The organism is Sabulibacter ruber, from assembly GCF_017355955.1.
Taxonomy (GTDB): Bacteria; Bacteroidota; Bacteroidia; order Cytophagales; family Hymenobacteraceae; genus Nibribacter; species Nibribacter ruber_A.
The window spans coordinates 14,208-35,416 of record NZ_JAFFID010000008.1; the positions used below are offsets into that span (position 1 = coordinate 14,208).

14 protein-coding genes are annotated in these 21,209 nt (G+C 49.4%); 8 read left to right on the forward strand and 6 right to left on the reverse strand.

The features are described 5' to 3' along the window. Positions 1-5: 5 nt before the first annotated feature. The gene (locus JT719_RS23960) at positions 6-3,113 is read right to left on the reverse strand and encodes a SusC/RagA family TonB-linked outer membrane protein (protein WP_242693452.1); all 3,108 of its coding nucleotides are present in this window, start codon (positions 3,111-3,113) and stop codon (positions 6-8) included. A gap of 1,163 nt (positions 3,114-4,276) precedes the next feature. Here JT719_RS23960 and JT719_RS23965 point away from each other — a divergent pair. Together JT719_RS23965 and JT719_RS23970 are read left to right on the forward strand one after the other, a co-directional pair. Beyond that, positions 4,277-4,558, forward strand: coding sequence for a hypothetical protein (locus tag JT719_RS23965; RefSeq protein WP_207436309.1), 282 nt, complete (start codon positions 4,277-4,279; stop codon positions 4,556-4,558). 86 nt (positions 4,559-4,644) lie between these two features. Continuing rightward, positions 4,645-5,490: an alpha/beta hydrolase gene (locus JT719_RS23970; protein WP_207436312.1), complete on the forward strand. Its 846-nt coding sequence runs from the start codon at positions 4,645-4,647 to the stop codon at positions 5,488-5,490. Positions 5,491-5,676: 186 nt separating this feature from the next. Here the strand turns inward: JT719_RS23970 and JT719_RS25375 are convergent, their stop codons facing one another. Together JT719_RS25375 and JT719_RS23980 are read right to left on the reverse strand one after the other, a co-directional pair. Next, positions 5,677-5,910, reverse strand: a complete 234-nt coding sequence (locus tag JT719_RS25375) for a nuclear transport factor 2 family protein (RefSeq protein ID WP_278251898.1) — start codon at positions 5,908-5,910, stop codon at positions 5,677-5,679. 407 nt (positions 5,911-6,317) lie between these two features. Continuing rightward, positions 6,318-6,935, reverse strand: coding sequence for an SGNH/GDSL hydrolase family protein (locus JT719_RS23980; RefSeq protein WP_242693454.1), 618 nt, complete (start codon positions 6,933-6,935; stop codon positions 6,318-6,320). A 525-nt stretch (positions 6,936-7,460) separates the two neighbouring features. On the opposite strand from JT719_RS23980, the gene JT719_RS23985 reads away from it, so the two are divergent. Further along, positions 7,461-7,919: a nuclear transport factor 2 family protein gene (locus JT719_RS23985; protein ID WP_207436315.1), complete on the forward strand. Its 459-nt coding sequence runs from the start codon at positions 7,461-7,463 to the stop codon at positions 7,917-7,919. A gap of 94 nt (positions 7,920-8,013) precedes the next feature. After that, positions 8,014-8,958 carry a helix-turn-helix domain-containing protein gene (locus JT719_RS23990; RefSeq protein ID WP_242693455.1) on the forward strand — a complete coding sequence of 315 codons (945 nt, stop codon included), beginning with the start codon at positions 8,014-8,016 and terminating at the stop codon, positions 8,956-8,958. A 275-nt stretch (positions 8,959-9,233) separates the two neighbouring features. Here the strand turns inward: JT719_RS23990 and JT719_RS23995 are convergent, their stop codons facing one another. The 3 genes from JT719_RS23995 to JT719_RS24005 form a co-directional block, all read right to left on the reverse strand. After that, complete coding sequence (locus JT719_RS23995) at positions 9,234-9,446, reverse strand: hypothetical protein (protein ID WP_207436317.1); 213 nt, start codon at positions 9,444-9,446, stop codon at positions 9,234-9,236. Positions 9,447-9,525: 79 nt separating this feature from the next. After that, complete coding sequence (locus JT719_RS24000; protein ID WP_207436318.1) at positions 9,526-9,723, reverse strand: hypothetical protein; 198 nt, start codon at positions 9,721-9,723, stop codon at positions 9,526-9,528. 214 nt (positions 9,724-9,937) lie between these two features. Continuing rightward, entirely contained in the window at positions 9,938-10,891 is a 954-nt protein-coding gene (locus JT719_RS24005; protein WP_242693456.1) for a class I SAM-dependent methyltransferase, read from the reverse strand. 438 nt (positions 10,892-11,329) lie between these two features. Between JT719_RS24005 and JT719_RS24010 the strand changes: the two genes are divergently transcribed. From JT719_RS24010 to JT719_RS24025, 4 genes are all read left to right on the forward strand, one after another. Next, positions 11,330-14,221: a two-component regulator propeller domain-containing protein gene (locus tag JT719_RS24010; protein WP_207436319.1), complete on the forward strand. Its 2,892-nt coding sequence runs from the start codon at positions 11,330-11,332 to the stop codon at positions 14,219-14,221. A gap of 728 nt (positions 14,222-14,949) precedes the next feature. After that, a complete protein-coding gene (locus JT719_RS24015; protein ID WP_207436320.1) occupies positions 14,950-17,925 on the forward strand; it encodes a SusC/RagA family TonB-linked outer membrane protein in 2,976 nt (991 codons plus the stop codon). Between the two features lie 13 nt (positions 17,926-17,938). Beyond that, a complete protein-coding gene (locus JT719_RS24020; RefSeq protein WP_207436321.1) occupies positions 17,939-19,405 on the forward strand; it encodes a RagB/SusD family nutrient uptake outer membrane protein in 1,467 nt (488 codons plus the stop codon). A gap of 155 nt (positions 19,406-19,560) precedes the next feature. Then, entirely contained in the window at positions 19,561-21,183 is a 1,623-nt protein-coding gene (locus JT719_RS24025) for a glucoamylase family protein (RefSeq protein ID WP_207436323.1), read from the forward strand. Positions 21,184-21,209: the final 26 nt, after the last annotated feature.

Consider the following 21,209-nt stretch of genomic DNA (forward strand, 5'->3'; position numbering starts at 1 on the left):
ATAGATTAAAAGTCAGCGCTAATTCCAAGAGAGAATGTTCTAGCCATAGGGTAAGGAGCCGGACCACCTTTGACAGTTGGAGCTGATAATTCGGGATCAGAAATTGGATAGTCAGTAATAATGAAAGGGTTCTGGGCATCTACATACACCCGGAGATTGCGCACATACTTATTGATGCTCTCAGAATTGAAGTTATACCCAAGCGTTATGTTGCGGCAACGAACGAAATCTGTTTTTACTAAACCTATATCGGTCCCTGTCCGCAGCCCCAAAGCGCCTTCATTATAGGCAATACCAGGGCGAGTTCCTCCAGGATTTGAAGTTGTCCAAACCTCATTCAACTGTCTGATACCACTTTGTAAGCCAGCGACAAAATCAACCGGGCTGCTCCATGCTGCGTTTGGATTGGTTCCCCAGCCCCCTAACTGTCCATAGAACATGACAGAGAGATCCAGGTTTTTGTAGCGGAATGTATTCCCAAATCCCAAAGCCAGTTTAACGGCGGGGTCAACCCTTACTATATCCGCAGAGTCCAACTTGGAGTCGCCATTCTGGTCCACAAAGATTGGGAAGCCTGGGGTCTTTCCTGCTGCCGGTTGCCATTCTGGGGCTGTTTGCCCTACCCCCAATATACCGTTGGTCTCAAAGACATAATAGGAACTAACCAGGTCTGTTGCGCCTTCCCAACCGTTAAGATTGGTGTTGGCGTATCTTTCTTTCCAACGTAAGGTATTGTGGGTTAGGTTGATTAAGCTTGTCCATTGAAAATCCTTGGTTTTCAAGTTCGTGGTGTTCAAATTTAATTCCCAGCCCTGTCTTACTTGGTGACCGGTATTAATGGGAGCAGTTGGGATCAATGAAAGTGGAGAAGTTGTCTGATATACAACAAAACGGGTCAGGTCATCACGGAACCAATCGAATGATCCGCTGATTCGTTCATTGAGAATATCGAAATCAACCCCGATGTTTTTGTTGATAGTTTTAGGCCACCGAAGGTTAGGGTTATCTAAGGCGGTCAGGTAATAGGGAGTATAGGCCGTGGCTCCATTGTTGAAGGTGATGATGTTGTACTCTGGGCTGTAACTTCCATAAGCAAAACCACTTGCATTACCGGTTACCCCTATACTTGCTCTCAGTTTTAGGAAATCAACAACCTTAATATTCTTCATGAAGCCCTCGTTCGTCATCTTCCAGGCAACGGAAGCGGCAGGGAAAGAGGCGAACTTATTCTCTGGGAAGAACTGGCTATATCCATCGTGTCTTATGGAGAGAGATAAAACATACTTATCAAAGAAGTCAAATGAAGCTCTTGAAAAGTATGAGCGTAACTTATCTTCAGATCTTTGGGAGAAAATAGTTTGAGAACTCAGGGAGGCAGATCCTAAGGCATCTGTACCGATGGCATCTAACATATCAGCACCTGAGGCAGAGAAGGAATAGTATTTATTAGGATATTCACCCATACCTGCCACTACATCTAACCCTACTATCTCGCCAAACTTCTTTTTGAAGTTAACAGTGGCTTCCATGGTCTGGTTTTGCCTTCTTGAGTTTGTTACGGCACCTCTTGACCTGTTCAACTGATCAAAGAAGGTTGTTGACGGAATGAAGAAGTCCCTGTCTGCTGTTTCAGTATTATTCCCGTACAGCAACCTTGCACTCAACATATTTTCGATGATGGTGAAGTCAGCGGAGAAACTTGCGAATAAGCTGCTGTTCTGGGTTCTGTCCCGGATGTCTAGCAGGGAAAGTGGGTTCCCGGTTAACCGAAATCTTGAATATTCTCCAGTGGTAGGGTCATAGACTGGTAGTGTGGCCGGGTATGCCAAGGCCGCTTGCAATGCGCCGAAACCTTGCTGACCAACACCACCTCCTTGGCCACCTGCCTGCGAATTGAGGTAGTTGTTTCTGCCAGCGTTGATGTTTGTGGAAAAGGATATGTATTTATTCAGGTTAAAGGTTACATTTAGCCGGCCTGTGTATTTTTTCAAGCCAGAATTTTGAATAGTACCTTTTTGGTCATAAAAGCCTCCTGAAAAATAGTAATTCACTTTTTCATTGGAGCCACTGATACTCAAGTTATGGTTGTCAATGCTGCCATCTCTTAATACATAGCCTAACCAGTCCGTTCCCCTTCCCGCCTCGCTGATTTGCTGTTCCGTATAAGGCGGCTGTGTCGCATTATTATATTCAGTTAAATCAACTGGGTTAGGCCCAAATGGCCCCATTTTTTTATCAATAAGGAATTTGTCAAGGGTAAATTGATTATAGTAAGTCATGTATTCACTTGCAGTCAATGTTTCAAAGTAATCCATGTTTTTTACCCAGGAACGGCTGCCCTGATAACTTACATTCGTCCGGTTCCCCTTTCCTTTCTTTGTAGTAATAATCATCACCCCATTGGCCGCATTTACCCCATAGATGGAGGCACTTGCATCTTTCAGGAACTCAATTGATTCAATATCATTGGGGTTTATTCCGGCAAATCCGCCTCGGTTCACACCAGCGTCCATGGTGCGGTTTCCACTGCCCGGCTCTAATCCAGAATAAGGCATTATGACACCGTCAACGACCACCAGAGGGTTCCCTCTTCCACGGATGGATACATTTACCGCCCCACCGGGTTCGGCACTGCTCTGAACGGCAGTCATACCCGCTGCTCGTCCAGCAAGCAGCTGTGTAACGGAGCTGTTAGCCGCTTGGGGAATGTCCTTTGGATTGACTTTTGCGATGGAGGTGGTAAGATTTTGTCTCGTGGTAGTCCCATAACCAATAACCACTACCTCATCAAGAGCTTTGGTATCAGGCACTAGGATTATGTCAATAGTAGTGCGGTTGCTTACTGGAACTTCCTGCGTTTGATATCCTATATATGATACCACTAAAGTTCCTGTTCCAGCTCCTAGAGGAAGTGAGAAGCTGCCGTCTCCTCCCGTAGAAGTAGCAGTGGATGTGCCTTTCAATAGGATTGTCACCCCAGGCAGACTTTCTCCCCCTTGATTGGTTACCGTACCCCGAACAGTAATTTGCTGTGCGGAGGCACCAATAAGTGCCATAATGACAAAGATACCTGTTAGCAAGTACCTCACTTTTTTAAATAGAAATTGTTCCATAGGTATATTGAGGTAAAAAGATTAAACTCTATATCAAGAAAGTTTCAATTGAACTCCTCTCTTTCAATGTAAGTAACCAGTCAACTTTGTTCTTAAGGATCGCAAAGGGGAGATTTATAAGTTTTCAAAAACCAACATCAATAACCCACCTGCTTTAACTTATTCGAAAATTTTCCTGCTTTTTATTCTTCAAATGTAATTGATAGGGATTCTGGCAAGAATAGACAAAAAGAGGGAAGACATGGATTATCTTACGGAACACTTCAAACCTTAAGGCTTTTCCATATCTCCCCAAGGATTCTGTCAGAAAAAGGACAAACTTCACCTAAATGAATTGTCAAATTCACCCTAATGATTTATTAGGAGGGCTTCAAGAATGAGGTATACAATTTTGTGGCACCTGTAAAGTGCTCCTAGCCTTTAGAAAGTCTCGCCAAATGAATCCATTTATAATATGGACTCATTTCCGACTTTGTGCTAGGTTTGGAACAGAAACTAGAGACTAACCAAAATGGACTACAACTAATGTAGAGGCTATTAAGATTCGATAATCCTATTAGGTACTTCTATAAGCTATATTTTATAAGCGAGACTCCAGATAGCAACGTATGGATTATAGGGCATGATCCTTTGAATTTTGCCGACTTTATTTCTCCACTTAGACAATTGAGGGAAGTGCAGGATGGATGGAACCGCAAAGGAGTAATTTCAAAAAAAGGATTCAAGGAGAAAGCATTTTACATCCTAAGAGATTATTACAAAAGGGGGTAGAAATTACAACGGCAACTCATCGTTTTGGGAAACCGGTGACCTGTGGGGAGACAATGATTTCCCCAGCAAAGAGAGACAAAGGAAAATCCCTATCCATTGAAGGGGCACGATAACCGGAAAGCAGGCTACCTCCCTCGCCCTATCCACGACATTAGGTAACAAAAAGATAATGTTATAATTTTAATTTAATAGATTATATTTATCTGAATTCACCCAGAACTTCCCCAAGCTTGTTCCTGATGGAGGCGACCCAATAGAAAAGAGGCATGAACGCTCTACATCCGATTATCCTAGGTTCCCCTTAGGGCACAAGGAACTGGAATCGGATCACCCGTCTCGCGTGATCGATATCGACGGCCCGCGGATTACTCTTTATTAAGGAGGAGGATCCCGTGAATGAACATACTCCTGAATATAGGCATGTGACGGATAACATTGATCTGGTATATAAAAAGAACAGCTCTTCCCATCCCATGGTTCTGCATCCAAATCCCAGCAAAATCGCCCCCGGCCTTGGGGAGCAAAAGGATTCGCCTTTTGGTATAAACGATTTGGGACCGTTATCCGGCAATGGCAAAGTTGTGAAAGCCCGGGGAAAGCGCAAGAACGAACTGCCGGCAGGGGTATCGCCCATTGGTCTTCAGGCGCTTGCCCTTGTCCTGGCATCGGAATAAATCGGTGGTTAGTCAGTCAAATGGGGTTTTACGAGAGTGCTTAAAGAATAATCAAATCTTAGGTATATTTTAAAGGTGTATCGGTTATGCAAAGAAATAGTCAGGCTTTCGTCGATACTTTCCATGTTGCCGACAGGCAAAAGGTATTCTATAGAACTTGGAAGGCCCCCGGCAGACCCAAGGCGGTGATGGTGATAGTGCACGGGTTCAACTCCCACAGCGGGTATTACCAGTGGGCGGCGGAACGGTTAACCTCGGATGGGTTCGAGACCTATGCCCTTGACCTGCGGGGCCGGGGAAACTCTGACGGGGAACGGTTCTACATCGCCGATAACAACGAGATTGTCTCAGACATCCACCGGTTGGTATCCATGGTAAGGGAAGCCCATCCCCACCTGCCCATTTTCCTATTTGGCCACAGCGCGGGGGGCGTGTTGTCCACCTTGTTCGTGTTGGAGCATCAGGAAAGCATCGATGGCTTTATCTGCGCGAGCTTCGCCTACCAGGTCCCGGCCCCGGATTTCGCGATTGCCGTCCTGAAGGGGTTAAGCCACATCGCCCCGCACGCCCATGTGCTTAAATTGAAGAACGAGGACTTCTCCCGTGACCAGGAAGTGGTCGCCGCTATGAACCGTGATCCCCTGATTGCCCACGAAATACAACCCACTAAGACCGTCCAGCAATTGGCCCTTGCGGATGAACGGTTAAAAAATGAGTTCCCCAACATCGGATTGCCGGTGCTCATCCTACACGGCACCATGGACAAAGTCACCAAGCCAGGCGGCAGCCAGGAATTCTATGACCGGGTGAGCTCGGCTGACAAGACCCTTAAGCTTTACGAGGGGCATTACCATGATCTGCTCAATGACTTCGGCAGGGAGGAAGTGATGGGCGATATCCTGAAATGGCTAAATGAAAGGGTGTCCTCCTGAATCCTGGGCTAAAGGGGTGATTGCGGTTGCAGGGCCGTCAGGTGTCCTGGAGGGGCTGTGCCTGTAGGCGGCACACAGTTCTCCCGAAGGTCCTTAAGCTACCCTCCCCCGGCCTGTTCTGGTAAGCCCGGGACCAGCCCCGATAGCCGTGCCTGTACCTGCCAGGCAATGCCCGGCCGCTGGTTTTTACTCCGGATCGGCCCTGATGACGAAGGCCTTCAGCTCGGCCATCTTTCCGTCCCGGAACCGCCAGACATCGCAGTAGGAGTAATCGGCCTCCTTGCCGTCCCCGTCCCTCAGCCGGATGGTGCCGAGGGCCGTCACGAAATCTCCCCCTTCTATCAGGGTCTCCACCATAAACCTGGGTGGTTCCTGGTAAGCGGTTGCCATCCATTCCCGGACAGCCTCCTTCCCCCGCAGGGTTTTCTAGCCCACGAAGGTCCATTCCGTGTCATCGGTACAGTAAGCCAGGAAACCCTCATGGTCCCCCAAGTAGATAGCTGCGTTCGCCTTCTCCAGTATTACCTTGTTGTTCTCCATCATCTGGACTTTTCTTGTTTCAGGTTCGAGTGCGTCTACTATTGGCAAAGGAGGTCCTGTCTATCCGGGGCATTGCCATTGCCTTTCGGAGCACTGCTGATGCCCCTGTTCAGCCCATCTGGATAAACCGCTCCGATTCCTCTGGCAGTTGGGCTTAAAAGCGGGCCGATGGTACCGGCGATAGGTTCTGTTAACCCCATGGACTTTTTCCTCACACCCCCACTCTGCTGCCCCGGATGCTTCCCCGGCATTGCCACTCCTGGCAAAATCTTCAATAGAATGCCTGGCTAGGGGAAAGCAAGGAACGACACCTGCAGTTCGCCCAGCTTTTTATACCCCAAGGCATTCATGTGGATCGCGTCGCTGTAATACAGTTGCTTGTTGTAGACATTATAGCCGCCCAGGGAAAACTGATCGAGAACGGGAATCCCGTGCAGTGAGCAGATCTTCTTCTGCATCTCGACATACCTGCCCATCCCCTGCTCGTGAAACGGATCATACCCACCCCGGCCATTGAAGGCTTTACTGGAGGTGAAGAAGTAGATGATCGCCCGGGGATTCTTCTCATAGATCCTTTTGATGCAGTAGTTGATCCCTCCTGCCTGGGTGGTCAATTTGCTCTGGTCGTAGCCATCGAACTCCGTGTAGTCGGTGTAGGACCCGATGTCCCTATGGTTGGTGTAGTCGTTGGTGGAAGCCCAGAGGATGTAGATGTCAAACACCCCGGCTTCATCCACCTGCTTCTGAACGGATTTTCCCTGCAGGGAGGAAAAGCCTGCGCCAGGCACCCCGTAATTGGTGATTCTCATCCCCAGGGATTTTCTCCACATGCTTTTGGCGCTGTCACTTTCCGGAATCACGGAAACGGAGCCCCCGAAGACCGCCACGGATTTCCCGTAATTCAAGGATTGCGCAATAGGTAGCTTCTCACGCCTGTTTTGTGAAAGGACATTGGTTGAAACCAGAAGGAATAAAACGACCAGGTACTTCATGCTTTCTCTCATGGTGGTAGGTGCAATGGTTTGCCTGCTCAATATTAAGCAGCCCAGCAGCTGTATCAAATGAAATCCTTTATTTTCGAATAGGGCGGTCAGGAGACAGGAGACAAGCAGCAAACAGGGTATCTGAAGCAGGGATTATTTTTTAAGCGGAGTGCTTGTCTTCCGTGAATGTAGGTTAGTGCTGTTTATCTCGGACGTGTTTCTCACAAATGCCGTCCCTTCCATCTGTAAAGAAGCGGGCAGACTTCCCGTCCTGGCAGGTAGATAGTGAACAGGCTATCCCTGCATTGTGTTTGATTTCGATAAGCTTCTGTTTGATTCGTGGTAACCCGGCCCTGCCTTGGTACCCTACCTTTGTTCCAACAAACAGCACCACTAATCACCTGGTGTTAAACAAGGAAACAATAAACTAAAAATCAAAAAAGAACTATGAACACGTCTGAAAACATCCAAGCGCTAGGACAGCAAGCATTCAAAAACCACCTTAAGTATCTTTCCTCCGGCCGTATAGAGGAATGGGTGGATCTTTTTACAGAGGATGGGGTACTGGAGTTCCCGTATGCTCCCGAGGGTACAGGTTTCCCGTCGAATGTCATTGGCAAAAAGGCACTATTCGATTACATGAAAAATTTCCCGGAACACTTTAAGGTAGAATTCGAGAACCTTCATTTTCACGCTACCGCAGAGCCTACCCTTGTGATCGCGGAGTTTACAAGCAACGGACAGGCTATCTCCACGGGCAAGCCCTACCTTCAAAAATACATTTCCGTGGTGACCACCACCCCAGAGGGCAAAATTGCCAGATACGTGGATTTCTGGAATCCGCTTACTGCTTTTGAAGCCCTGAATGCACCCCTTGACAAGTTTCTAACGGCGACAGCCGAATAACCCTTAAGCAGAAGAAGCCAGCATCTGCCACCGGTGCCGGCTTCTTCTAATCCTACTGCCCTGTAGGAGTCGTTGCACATTTTCCTTTAACTTTATGGCATCTACTTTTAACTATCTGAGGTATTACTTCAATCTCATGGTGACGAAGCTGCAAACCCTGGAGGAATTTTATGCCGAAAGATCTTTGCCGAAACCGGCTGGTTTGGATCGGGGAATAGGGCATTTGAATGTTTTCAGGATAGAGGAACAGAATGCCAGCAACTCCTTACCCGTTGCATTTAACCGGAAAGACTATTTCAAGGTATGCCTGACAAAAGGGAGAAGCAGGATCCATTACGCTGACAGAAGCTTTGAGATAAAGGAATATGCCTTGCTTTTCGCCAATCCCCTTATCCCCTATAACTGGGAACCGCTAGATCCAGAACAGAAGGGTTTCAGCTGTATTTTCTCAGAGGGGTTTTTCACTAATTACGGCAGGCTGAAGGAGTATCCGGTTTTCAAACCAGGAGGGTTCCCTGTCTATGACCTTGATTCCACCGAAGTCAGCGCCATCTCCTCCATCTTCAGGCAAATGATTGAGGAGCTGGATTCTGATTTTGAATTCAAGGACGATGTGCTCAGGAACCTTGTCTTCCAGCTTATTCATAGCACCCTCAAAATGCGGCCGAGCGAGTCTATTATCCAGGAAAAGCAAAATGCCTCCTCCAGGATTGCGTCTCTCTTCATTGAGCTGCTGGAAAAACAATTTCCTATAGAGGAAAATGACGACCAGGTCCGGCTCCGTTCTGCTTCCGACTTTGCCGATCAGTTGGCCGTTCACGTCAATCACTTAAACAGATCGGTAAAAGAGGTAATGCAGAGAACTACCTCTGAACTGATTATGCAGCGCCTCTTCCAGGAGGCTAAGATCTTACTGAAACATAGTGCCTGGAATATCTCTCAGATAGCCTATACCCTTGGCTTCGAGAGTCCTACCCACTTCAATACTTTCTTCAAGAAGCACGCAAAGCTTACCCCCTCTCAGTTTAGGGGGATTTGACACCTTACCCTCGGTGTCTCCACCCGGGCTCAGAGTCACTTCCAACAGGTGGGTACTCCTCTATAATGAGGTACCACCGAAAATCCAGTCTACTGTTAAGGCATACTGGTAGTCATTGATTAGATCTACCTGAGCTGATACAGGCCCGAAACGTGGGTCCATGGCCTACTGGGGGGTACCGCCTACCTTCTAGGGTGGGAAACCTGTGCCACCGGGCATTAGGTTCTTTTTCTTTCTCCAGTAAACCTCCTACAGAACCCATGCGGTGATTTACCTCAATCGCCAATGCGGTTCAGGTAGTAGGTGATTATAGTAATGGCGTACTCATCCTTGCTCCCCACCAGGTTGCTGTCATCAAAGCACACAATGTACTGGTCGTCTAGAAAAGTAGACACGTTGAACCGCTCCAGCAGGTACTGCAGTTCTATCATTTCGGCTACCTTAGAGGTGAATACCTCGTCGTCATGCCTTTCCCAGATATCATCCATACAAAATAAGGTAATCGATTGAAATGTAACTGCATTAACTAATGCGCTCAGGCAAACTCCTTGGTCAGGAGCACTTCTATCAGGTGTCTTTTCCTTGTTCTAAAATGCATAGGACCGCAAATACCATCAAAAGAAAGGCAACCATACAGATCATGATAAACATGCTGCCGTGATAAGGTCTCTCTGTAAGCGCCAGTAAAGCCATTGCCCCCAGCACAACCATGGTAATTAAAATAAGTAAGGCAATCAGTACCCTCTTTTCTTTGACGGGTAGCATTCAGGTGACGTAAATGGGATGGAAAAGCAATCAGGCAGGAGCCCAACCTGATGGATCCACTGTTCAGGACTAAAAGGTGCCATGGCATACTCCTTTAGTCCTGAACAGTGGATGCTGGGAATGGCAGAAAGACAAACAATCCTGCTCAGCTTTTTCTTAGCGACGGAATAAATACTAAACCAAGAAACGAGCAGTGACACAAGCCATAACTTGCTCAAAGGACCACACCTTCGCGCACGTTCTCTACTTTGGCTCTTTCTTGCTTAAGTTCTGGGGTTGCTGCTGGTTTCTTTTTAGCTACGCACATTAGGGTAAGGGCGCTGCCTTTGGCATTAGGGTTTCTGCCGGAGAGAAGGTTCCCCAGCCGGTACTTGAACTCGGCTTTGCCTGTCTGCCCTTTGAACACCTCTGAGCCCAGCACGTGGTTATGGGGGTAAACCTGCACGTCAAAGCCCAACGGTTTAAGAGCGTCCATGAAGAACTCCTGGGTAACGCCGTGCCCTGGTTGGTGGTGGATCTCTGAAGCCAGGGCCCAGGCCTGTTGGTCATCAGACTTATGGAAACTGTGCTTCATCATTTTGTAAATCACCAGACGGGCATTCCAGAGCAGTTTGGCCAGGCCTTTGTAATCCCAGCAACTTAACTGAGGGTCATGGTCGGTTACCAGCAAACCGCCGGGTTTCACCAGGCGGGCGGCTTCTATTAGAATGGCTTCCATGTCCTCGCAGTGGTGGAGGGTGGCGTTCAGGGTCACCACATCGGCAAAGCCAGAGACAAAGGGCAGATCGGTGGCATCGGCCAGCACGGTAATATACCCCTGCTTTTTAGCAAACCTAAGTGAGCCTGGGGCAATGTCTACCCCAATCAGGAGAGCAGGTTCCCCGCCCAGGGTTGCAAAGATATTTCCGGGGCCACACCCTATGTCTACCACTATCTTGCCCGTCCAATCCCCGATGGCGGTCTGCCAGCGGTCCCGGAACTCTTCGCTCCGGTGACAGTAAGTCAGGTATTCCTCTGCCCACTCGGGATGTCCGAAGTAATAGGCATTGGCTAACAGCCCTTCGCTTTGATCTTCAACAGGATACTCCAGGTAATCAACAGAGTCTTTGGGTATTCTGCCGGGTAAAAGGTAGGGAGCTATCAGCACGCTCATTTCCTGTGTTTTCATTTTATTACTGTTTACTTTGTTGGTGAAGAGAAAGGATAGATGAACTGATTTGAAGGGGGGAGTTGGGAAAAATCAGAGACGTGTAACCGTGGAGCTTTTGTGAAAATACAAACTATATTGTTTTAATCCAAATAAAATATAATTAAATAAAACTATTATATGACTATTCCATTCATGTACTTGCTTTGGTTAAAAACCCGACTTTCTCATTTCTTTTAATATGTCTTGATTTATCTGGCAGAGCTTAGCTGATTTTTAATGGAAGCAGGAGGTGGTTTAAGTGAAAAATAGCGAAAACAGTAAAAAAATGACTTCTCCTGCCCCGGCACTGAATAATGTATATGTGGAAGATTTTCTGTATTTTAGGATACATCTTAGTATGCGGGGTACGCATGCGGTGCGTTTCTGATTGTCAGTTGCTTTTAACTCATTAAAAGAATGGCCCGAGGAGTAAAGCTTATCGAATGTATTGTTCTGATTCTGCTGTTCTTTTCGGTTTCCGGCGCGAAATCACAGAACAAGCAGAACCACAGTTTTCCTTTTGTCCAGAACTACACCAAACTCCTCTACCAGGCCGGAAACCAGAACTGGTCTGTGACGCAGGCCAAAGACCGGGTCATGTACTTCGGGAACTCTGAAGGGCTGCTTTCCTACGATGGACAATACTGGCAATTACACCGGATGCCCAATAAAGTCATTGTGCGGGCAGTGGCCGCAGACTACCAGGGCCGCGTGTATGCCGGAGGTTTTGGGGAGTTTGGGTACTGGCAGAACAACAACAAGGGGCAGTTTGTGTACCAATCGCTCACCCATCTTATTCCCAAGCAGGAAGCCATCAAGGAAGAAATCTGGAAGATTTATGTAGAGCCCAACAGAGTGCTTTTTCAGTCTTTCTCGGCCATCTACGTGTATGAGCAAGGCAAAATCCACGTGGTGAAGGGGCAGAACACCCTGCTGTTTCTGCTAAAGGCCCAGAACCGGTACTTTGTGGAAGTTATCTCCAAAGGACTTTACGAACTCAAAAACGACAGCCTGGTACACGTGCCCGGCACCAGTTCATTGGCGGGCATTCTTTCCGTTCTTCCTCTTGAGGCAAACAAATACATCATCGGGACCGCCAAAAACGGTTTGTTCCTGTACGATGGGGCTACCGTAGTTCCGTGGGTTAACCAGGCCACGGACTTTCTGAAAGCAAATCAACTGAACAACGGCGCTCTGCTGCAAAACAAGTACCTGGTGTTTGGCACCATTCTCAATGGCCTGGTGGTACTAGACAAACAGGGCAACATGGTACACCAGGTAAGCAAAACCAGCGGTCTCCAGAACAACACGGTGCTGAGCCTGTACGCCGACCAGGACCAGAACCTGTGGGCGGGCCTGGATAACGGCATTGACCGGCTGGAGGTTAACTCCCCTTTCTACTTCTATTTTGACAAAACCGGCAAATTCGGGACGGTATATTCCAGCATTATCCATGACGGCAGAATTTACCTGGGCACCAACCAAGGGCTTTTCTACAGCACCTGGTCTGCCAGCAGCATGCAGCCGTACCAGACTTTTGACTTCAAGATCATTGAAGGTTCTCAAGGGCAGGTCTGGGAACTGGCTTTGCTGGATGGGCAACTGCTTTGCGGGCATAACGAAGGCACCTTTAGGGTAAACGGGGACAAAATCACTAAAATCTCAGATTTCAAGGGCGGGTGGACCATCAAACGGCTTGCCTCGCACCCAGATTTGCTCATCCAGGGCACCTACAACGGTTTGGTCTTCTATAAGAAAAACCAGCAGGGAAACTGGGAGTTCTCCCACCAGCTACAAGGCTTTGGAGAGCCATCAAGGTATGTGGAGCAGGATAACTCCGGCGATATTTGGGTGAGCCACGCCTATAAAGGGCTGTATCGGTTGTCGCTTACCAATGACCTGACCAACGTGCGGCTTTCCAGGTACTATGAGAAAGACCGCGGCCTGCCCAAAGACCACCAAGTGAATGTGTTCAGGATGGACAGCCGGATTGTGTTCTCCTCCAACGCGGGGTTCTTTGTCTATGACCAGATCAGTGACAGGTTCTCCCGCTACTCTGAGCTGAACGAGAAACTGAGCTCCTTTGCCACAGCAAACCGCATCATCAAAGCGGCCGGCAACCAATATTGGTTTATCAACCATGGCAAAGTGGCCCTGGTTAGCCTGGCAGAACCCGGCACACTTAAGATTTGCTCCGCCCCTTTCAGTATGCTCAACGGGCGCATGGTGCAGTATTATGAGAACATCAGCCGCATTAGTAACTCCATTTACCTCATCAGTATTGACGATGGGTTTGTGGTGTACAACACGGCCGTGCGTTCCCCCAAAAGAAAGGCCTTGCCCCCGGTGTTGATCAGGCAAGTACAGAGCAGCCTGGAGGACTCGGTAATTTCTATAGGGCACAGCGCCCGAGACGTAAAAGTGCCTTACAGCCACAACAACATCAGTATAGCCTTCTCACTGCCGTTCTACAGCCAGACCAAGCCACAGTTCCAGTATTTCCTGGAAGGTTACTCACAACGGTGGTCAGATTGGAGCAGCGCCACACAAAAAGAGTTTCTAAACCTGGAGCAGGGAGAGTATAGGCTCCTGGTGCGGGCCAGAATTGACAATGAGGCGGCCTCTCCGGTCACAGAATTCCGGTTTACCGTGGCACCGCCCTGGTATGCCACGTTTGGGGCTTATGTTGCTTACGCAGTCCTGGCCTGCTTGCTGTTGCTGCTGTTCCGGCATCTTTATCTTTTAAAGCTGCAGAAAGACAAAGAACGCATCCGGCTGAAGCTGGAAAAAGAAAAAGAAGAGATTCTGCGGCAAGAGGCCATCATTAATGAACAGAAGCTGATCAAACTCAGGAACGAGCAATTGCAGTCTGAACTGGCGGCCAAAAGTCGGGAACTGGCTAATTCTGCCCTCAACATTGTCTCCAAAAACGAGCTCTTACATAATATAAGGGAGGAGATTTTGCTGTTGAAAGACCAAAGCGGAAAGAAACTGGGCGACGACCAACTGAAAAAGATCCAGAGGGTTATCAATGATAGCATGACCGATGACTATGACTGGAACCTGTTTGAAACCAGTTTTAACGAGGCCCACGAGAACTACTTCAAGAAACTCAAAATCAAGCACGCTGATCTCACCCCCAATGACCTGAAACTCTGCGCCTACCTGCGCATGAACATGAACAGCAAAGAAATTGCCTCTCTGCTCAACATTACTTTGCGTGGCGTAGAAATACGCCGGTACCGGCTGCGCAAGAAACTGAACCTGGATCATGAGCGCAACTTGGTAGAATTCCTCATGGAAGTATAAGGTCTCACACACTCCTCTCCTAAGCCCGTGTTTCAAGGCTACTTTTCACAAAACAGCCTTGAAACACGGGCTTTTTCTTCTGTTAAAACCCGGGCTTAGATCCTGGTGACTCTTCTTCTGGTTAACACCTCATTCTCTAAGCTTGCACTTGGCGACTGCCTACCAACTGCAAGGAGACAGTAAGTCACTTCTGTTTACTGTCTCAAAATGAAAAAACTGGCCTAAAACAGAAAAATCACCCCTTCCCTGCTTTAAAGACCATCTCTTCTTTGACTCTTTGAGGCACCCCACCTGTATTTGTGACCTCTACAGATGGTACACCACACCTCTCATCTGCCCTGAAGGGAATTCCCTTTTGATTGAGAATTTGCCAAAAACTCCCAACTTTTCACCGAAGAAGAGAAGATACACTCGCATCATCAGGTATTTACCACCTCTCTTTGGGATATTTTCTCAGCACAACAGGCAAGAAACAGATCCATATACCGCCAAAACACTACATCATTACCTCTCATACCCCCTACTCAGCAGGTTTGCTTTCAAAAAGCGGCTTTTGCAAAACCCTCCTAAATTGACCAATTTTCAACAAAACACGTCTTTTTCTTCCTATAATTTACAAATCCTCAAAATGATGTAGTGTTGTTGAGGCACTTTTTTAGAATTTGGCAAAAAGTCTCTTGACTTTTAGGCGTATTCAGTAGAGTGTGTACCCTTAGACCAAAACTCCTATGCAACAACGCCTACTCCTATCCATTTTCTTCCTGTTAACACTTCAACTAGCCTACGGCCAGGGAAACATTACCATTACCGGTAGGATTTCCGATGCCGGCAATGGCGATCCCCTGGTGGGCGCAAGTGTGCAGGTAAGAGGCACCACGCTGGGTGCCCAATCTGACCCCAATGGCAATTACACTATTGCCAACGTGCCTTCAGATGCTACGCTGGTTGTAAGCTACATTGGCTATGTAGACCAGACCTTAGCCGTGAATGGCAGAACTTCTATTAACATTCAATTACAGCCTTCCTCCACCGAGCTGGAACAAGTGGTGGTGGTAGGGTATGGCACGCAACAGAAACGCGACGTGACCGGCTCCATTTCATCGGTGAAAAGCGTAGAATTTGAGCGCCAATCGTCGCAGAACCCGGTCAGCTCCATTCAAGGGAAAGTGGCCGGGGTGCAGGTAACCAACTCCGGGGCACCGGGTGCCTCTCCGCAAATCAGGGTGAGGGGTGTGGGCTCCGCCCAGGGCGGGGTAGAGCCGCTGTATGTGGTAGATGGGACCTTCGTGTCTGACCTGAGTTTCCTGAACCCGGCCGATATTGAATCCATGGAAATCCTGAAAGATGCCTCCAGTGCCTCTATCTACGGCATCAGGGCGGCCAACGGGGTAGTGATTGTGACTACCAAACGTGGGAAAGCCGGCCAGGCCAGAATCAACTACAATGGGTTTGTGGGCGTGCAGCGGGTGACCAATAAACTGGAAATGACCGATGCCACCGAGTACACCCAGTTGTACAATGAGAAAAACGCTCCTAACACCCTAACTCCCAACCTACCCAGCACCGACTGGTACGATCAGATTCTGCGCACGGCCATGATCAACAACCATCAGGTATCAGCGTCTGGCGGTACTGAGAAAATGACCTATAGCGTAAGTGCTGGATATTTAAACCAGGAAGGGGTTGTGGAAGGTCACAAATACGAACGGATCACCGCCCGCGCTCAGCAAGATGTGAATCTGTCCAGCAGGATAAAAGTAGGGTATAGCGGTATCTTCTACGGCTATCGGTCAAGAGACATACCCGGCGACATTTTCTACCAGGCCTTTGTGGTACCACCGGTATTACCGGTCAGAAAGGCCAACGGCAACTACGGAGATCCGGCAGACTTCCCCATCGGGAACTTTGCGAACCCACAGGCCTCGCTGGACTGGTATAACCAGCGTTCTAACGGGCAGCGCTTAACCGGCAACGTATTTGGGGAATGGAACTTCCTGAATGCCTTCACCTTCCGGACCAGCCTGGGACTTGATTACGCCATCAACGAATACCGGAACTTTCAGTCTGAAGACTCCTTAACCACCATCCAGAAGGCCCAAATTAGTACGTTGACCAGGAGCAGAAGCAAAGCCAATAGCTGGCTCTGGGAAAATACCCTTACGTTCCAGAAGACGTTTGGAGACCATGAACTCACCGTTCTAGCGGGAACTTCCTCGCAGGAGGCCTTCAACGAAACCTTAGGCGGCTCTGTAAATGGGGTAACTTATGAAACAGAAGCCAATCTATACCTGGGCAACGGGGACCAAACCACCCTTAGAGCATTCAATAGCGCAGGCAGAGAGAAATTCTTGTCTTATTTTGGACGGATCAACTATTCACTCCTGGGAAGATACCTCTTAACGGCCACCCTCCGCTACGATGGCTCCTCTAAGTACCCAGAAAGTGACCGCTATGACTATTTCCCATCTGTAGGCTTAGGCTGGGTATTGTCAGAAGAAGCTTTCATGCAGAACCAAAACATCGTTGACTTCCTGAAACTGCGGGCTAGCTGGGGCAAACTGGGCAACAACAACGTACCAGCAAACATCACTTCTACCCCCGTTTCCAATCTACCTAGGTACATCGCTATCTTTAACGGCATACCTTACTCCGGAGCCAACGTTACCTACGTTCCACCACCCTTCTTGCTTTGGGAGGTAGTGAAAGAGACAGACATTGGGGTAGAATTTGCTTTCCTGAACAACCGGTTAACCTTTGAAGCAGACTGGTACAACAAGGATACAGAAAATGGCGTGTTCACAATTCCCTTGATTGGCACTTCCGGCGCTGAGAACAGTTCTATCACCGGCAATTACGCTTCTTTCCGCAACCGGGGAATTGAACTTGCCCTCCGCTGGAACACCACAGTTGGCAATGATTTCTCGTACAGCGTAGGTGTCAACTTCTCCAAAAACAAAAACGAAGTAACAGGCCTAGCTACGGGAAACACTTCCCTGGCGGCTGGTCCATTGGGATTGGGCGGGTACTTTGCCACCATTTCCAGGGTAGGTCTTCCCATCGGCTCTTTCTATGGATACATTGTGGACGGCATCTTCCAGACCGATGTAGAAGCTGACGAGTCTGCCCAGCCTGATGCATCCGCCGGTGATTTCCGGTACCGGGACCTGAACGGAGACAACACCATTGATGAACGAGACAAAGCAGTGCTGGGCAATCCTAATCCGGGCATTCTGTACGGCATCAACACCAGTTTCACGTATAAAAACATAGACCTGCAGCTGGATATCCAAGGAGTGGCAGATGTTGACATCTATAACGGGAACCGGAACATCCGTTTCGGAAACGAGAACTACGACCAGGACTTCTATGACAATCGTTGGAGAGGGCCCGGCACGTCCAACACCTATCCCTCTGCTGACCTGACTGGCTCTAACCTGGACCCCAACAGCTTCTATGTAGAAAGCGGAGACTATATCCGTATCCGGAACCTGCAACTGGGCTACACTTTTCCTACTACCACAATCAGCCGGTGGAAAATGCAAGGGCTTAGAATCTTCCTGAATGCGCAGAATCCGCTTACCATTTTTGATTACAACGGCTTTTCGCCGGAAGTGGGCGGCCCTTCACCTGTTAGTTACGGTATTGACCGCAACGTCTACCCACTCTCAGCTACTTACAACTTAGGTGTGAATGTTACCTTCTAACCAGACAAAGACCATGGAAAACAGACTATATCATAAGAAGCGTAGGTCCTGGCTGCTGGCAGGAACCCTCTCACTCGGCCTCTTTTACTCCTGCAGCGACTCCTTCCTGGACGTTCCGCCAGAAGGCCAGGCAGTGGAAACGCAATTTTTCCAAACCCAGGCCCACGCCTTACAAGCCGTGAACTCTATCTATGGTAACCTGAGGGAGTGGAATAACATTGCGTTTGCGCACCTGGCGCTTACCACCGTTTCCTCAGACGATGCCGACAAGGGCAGCGTACCCGGCGATGCTGGCTTCATGAACCTGTATGACCAATTCACCGTCACCCCCACCGAAGGGCAGTTAAACGGCTACTGGGTAGGGCAATACCAAGGCATCAACCTGACCAACCGGGTACTGGACAACGTGCCGGGCATCACCATGGACGAAGCATTGAAAACCCGTCTGCTGGCCGAAGCCAAGTTTCTGCGGGCTTACCACTACTTCAACCTGGTGCGGGCCTTTGGCGGGGTGCCTATCATTAGCAGCGTACCAGAAACCCCCGAGGAACTGAACCCAGTCCGCAATTCCCGCGAGGAGGTATATGCCTTCATTGAACAGGACCTTACCGAGGCGGCCGCTGTATTGCCAACCGCCTACACAGCCTCAGATGTTGGGCGGGCTACCAAAGGCGCCGCGCTAGGCATGTTGGCCAAGGTGAAACTCTACCAAAGCGAGTGGCAGGATGTGCTTTCCCTTACTGAGCAGGTCATGGGCCTGGGCTACAGCTTAACGCCTGATTTTTACCAGATTTTCCGGATTTCGGGCGAAAATAACAGCGAGTCCATTTTCGAGATCCAGGCCCAGACCATACCCGGTAACTGTGACGCCTCCAACAGCCAGTGGGCCGAGGTACAAGCCGTGCGGGAACAGTTTGGTTGGGGGTTCTTCACTCCCACCGAGGACCTGGTCAACGCCTTTGAACCCGGTGACGAACGGAAAGAAGCTACCATTCTGTTCCGCGGCGAAACCACTCCGGAAGGGGATATTATCAACCCCAACGCCCCCAACCCCCGCTATAACCAAAAGGCTTACGTGCCTTCCAGCGTAACCCAGGTGTGCGGGTACGGCAAAGACCAGAACATCCGTATTCTGCGTTACGCCGAAGTCCTGCTCATGCACGCCGAAGCTGCCAACGAGTTAGGCCAAACCGGCAAAGTGGAAAGCTCTTTGAACATGGTGCGGGAGAGAGCAGGTTTAGACCCAATCTCTTACACCACCAAAGAAGACATGCGCCTGAAAATCTGGCACGAGCGCCGGGTAGAACTGGCCCTGGAAAACGGCGAGCGGTTCTATGACCTGGTACGCCAAGGCCGCGCCGAACAGGTGCTGAGAGCCCACGGCAAGAACTTTACCGCCGGTAAAAACGAGGTCTTCCCTATTCCGCTCAACCAGATCACCCTCAGCGGCGGAAGACTGGAGCAAAACCCCGGATATTAAGTATTTGGATTAGGCAAAGGGCCGGGGCAGAGAGCCCCGGTCTTTTCTTTCTGCTTCCAGGTGTTTTGAGCTTTGTTTTATAGAAACGGCTTAAAAGCAAAGCTGCCTCTACTAACTGACCAGCAGATCCACCAGAAATCTATGCCACGCCCCCAATGACAAAACTGACCGTTTACTTCTTCTGTGCTTTGCTGAGTTGGCTTGCTTTCGCCTGTGACTTAAACGTTACTGTAAAAGATGACAACCCGGTGCTCCCGCCGGAGAACCCCACAGATGTAGGCCCTGATCGGGAGTTGCTGGACCGTGTGCAGCGGGAAACCTTCAACTACTTCTGGGAGTATGCGCATCCAACCTCAGGCATGGCACGCGAAAGAACCAACTCCGGCGAAACAGTAACCAGCGGTGGCACCGGGTTCGGCGTGCAGGCCATTATCGTGGGCGTGCACCGCAAGTTCATCACGCGGCAGGAAGCTACCGAACGCCTGTTGAAGCTTTGCAATTTCCTGGCCTCGGCAGACCGGTTTCATGGGGTTTGGCCGCATTGGCTCAATGGCAGCAACGGCAAGGTGATTCCGTTCAGCGCCAAAGACAACGGCGGCGATGTGATAGAAACCGCCTTCCTGATCAATGGGCTGCTTACCGCCAGAGCTTACTTCAACGGCTCCGATGCCAAGGAAACCGAGCTGCGCACCAAGATCACCCAACTCTGGGAAACCGTGGAATGGGACTGGTACGCCTCCCGCGGCGACAACAAACTCTACTGGCACTGGAGCCCCGATTTGGGTTGGGAAATGAACATGCCCATCCAGGGCTGGAACGAGGGTTTGATTGCCTATGTATTGGCGCTGGCCTCTCCTACCCATGCCATTTCCCCAGCAGTTTACCAGACTTCCTGGATTGGCAGCGGCTTCCGGAACAGTCAGACCCTGGAAGGCTATAAACTGGAGATTGGGCCGGGTTTCGGCGGACCGCTGTTTTTTGCCCATTATTCGTTTTTAAGCCTTGATCCGCGGCAGATGCAGGACCAGTACGTGAATTATTGGCAGCACAACGTGAAACACACGCTGGTGAACCGGGCGTACGCCGTGCACTCTGCTAACAAAGACTACGGCTATTCTGAAAGCTTGTGGGGTTTGACCGCCTCTGATGACCCGTTCGGCTACTCGGCCCACAGCCCTACCAATGACAACGGCACCGTTACGCCTACCGCGGCACTCAGTTCTTTCCCTTACACGCCTTACTACTCTATGCAGGTGCTCCGGAACCTATACGGCGGCCTTGGCTCCTTTATTATTGGCCCTTACGGACCTTACGATGCCTACCACCGGCAGCGGAACTGGGTAGGCAGAGATTACCTGGCCATCGATCAAGGACCCATTGTGGCCATGATTGAGAACTACCGCAGCGGGCTTTTATGGGGTCTTTTCACCAATCTGCCCGAAATCCAGGCCGGCTTGACCAAGGCCGGCATCACAAAACCTGTCTATGAAACCGGCTTCTACCTGGCCATCCCGGAAGTAAGAAGCGGTCAGTTTCATCTGCTGAAACACCCCGATGCCGATGCTTACCAAATAGACGTGGCGGTGAAAGAGGCAGGCCCCATGACGCTGACGGTGGAGATGCCAGACGGAACCGTCATGGAGACGCTCTGGAACAATGAAAGTAAAGCCAGCGGGCAGTACCAAATCAATTTCGGGAAAACACTTTCGCCGGGGGCTTACAAACTCAAACTTAAAACCAGCACCCTCAACAAAGAACTGGCGGTTTTCCTGCATTAACGGAAAAACGGCTTAAAAACAGAACG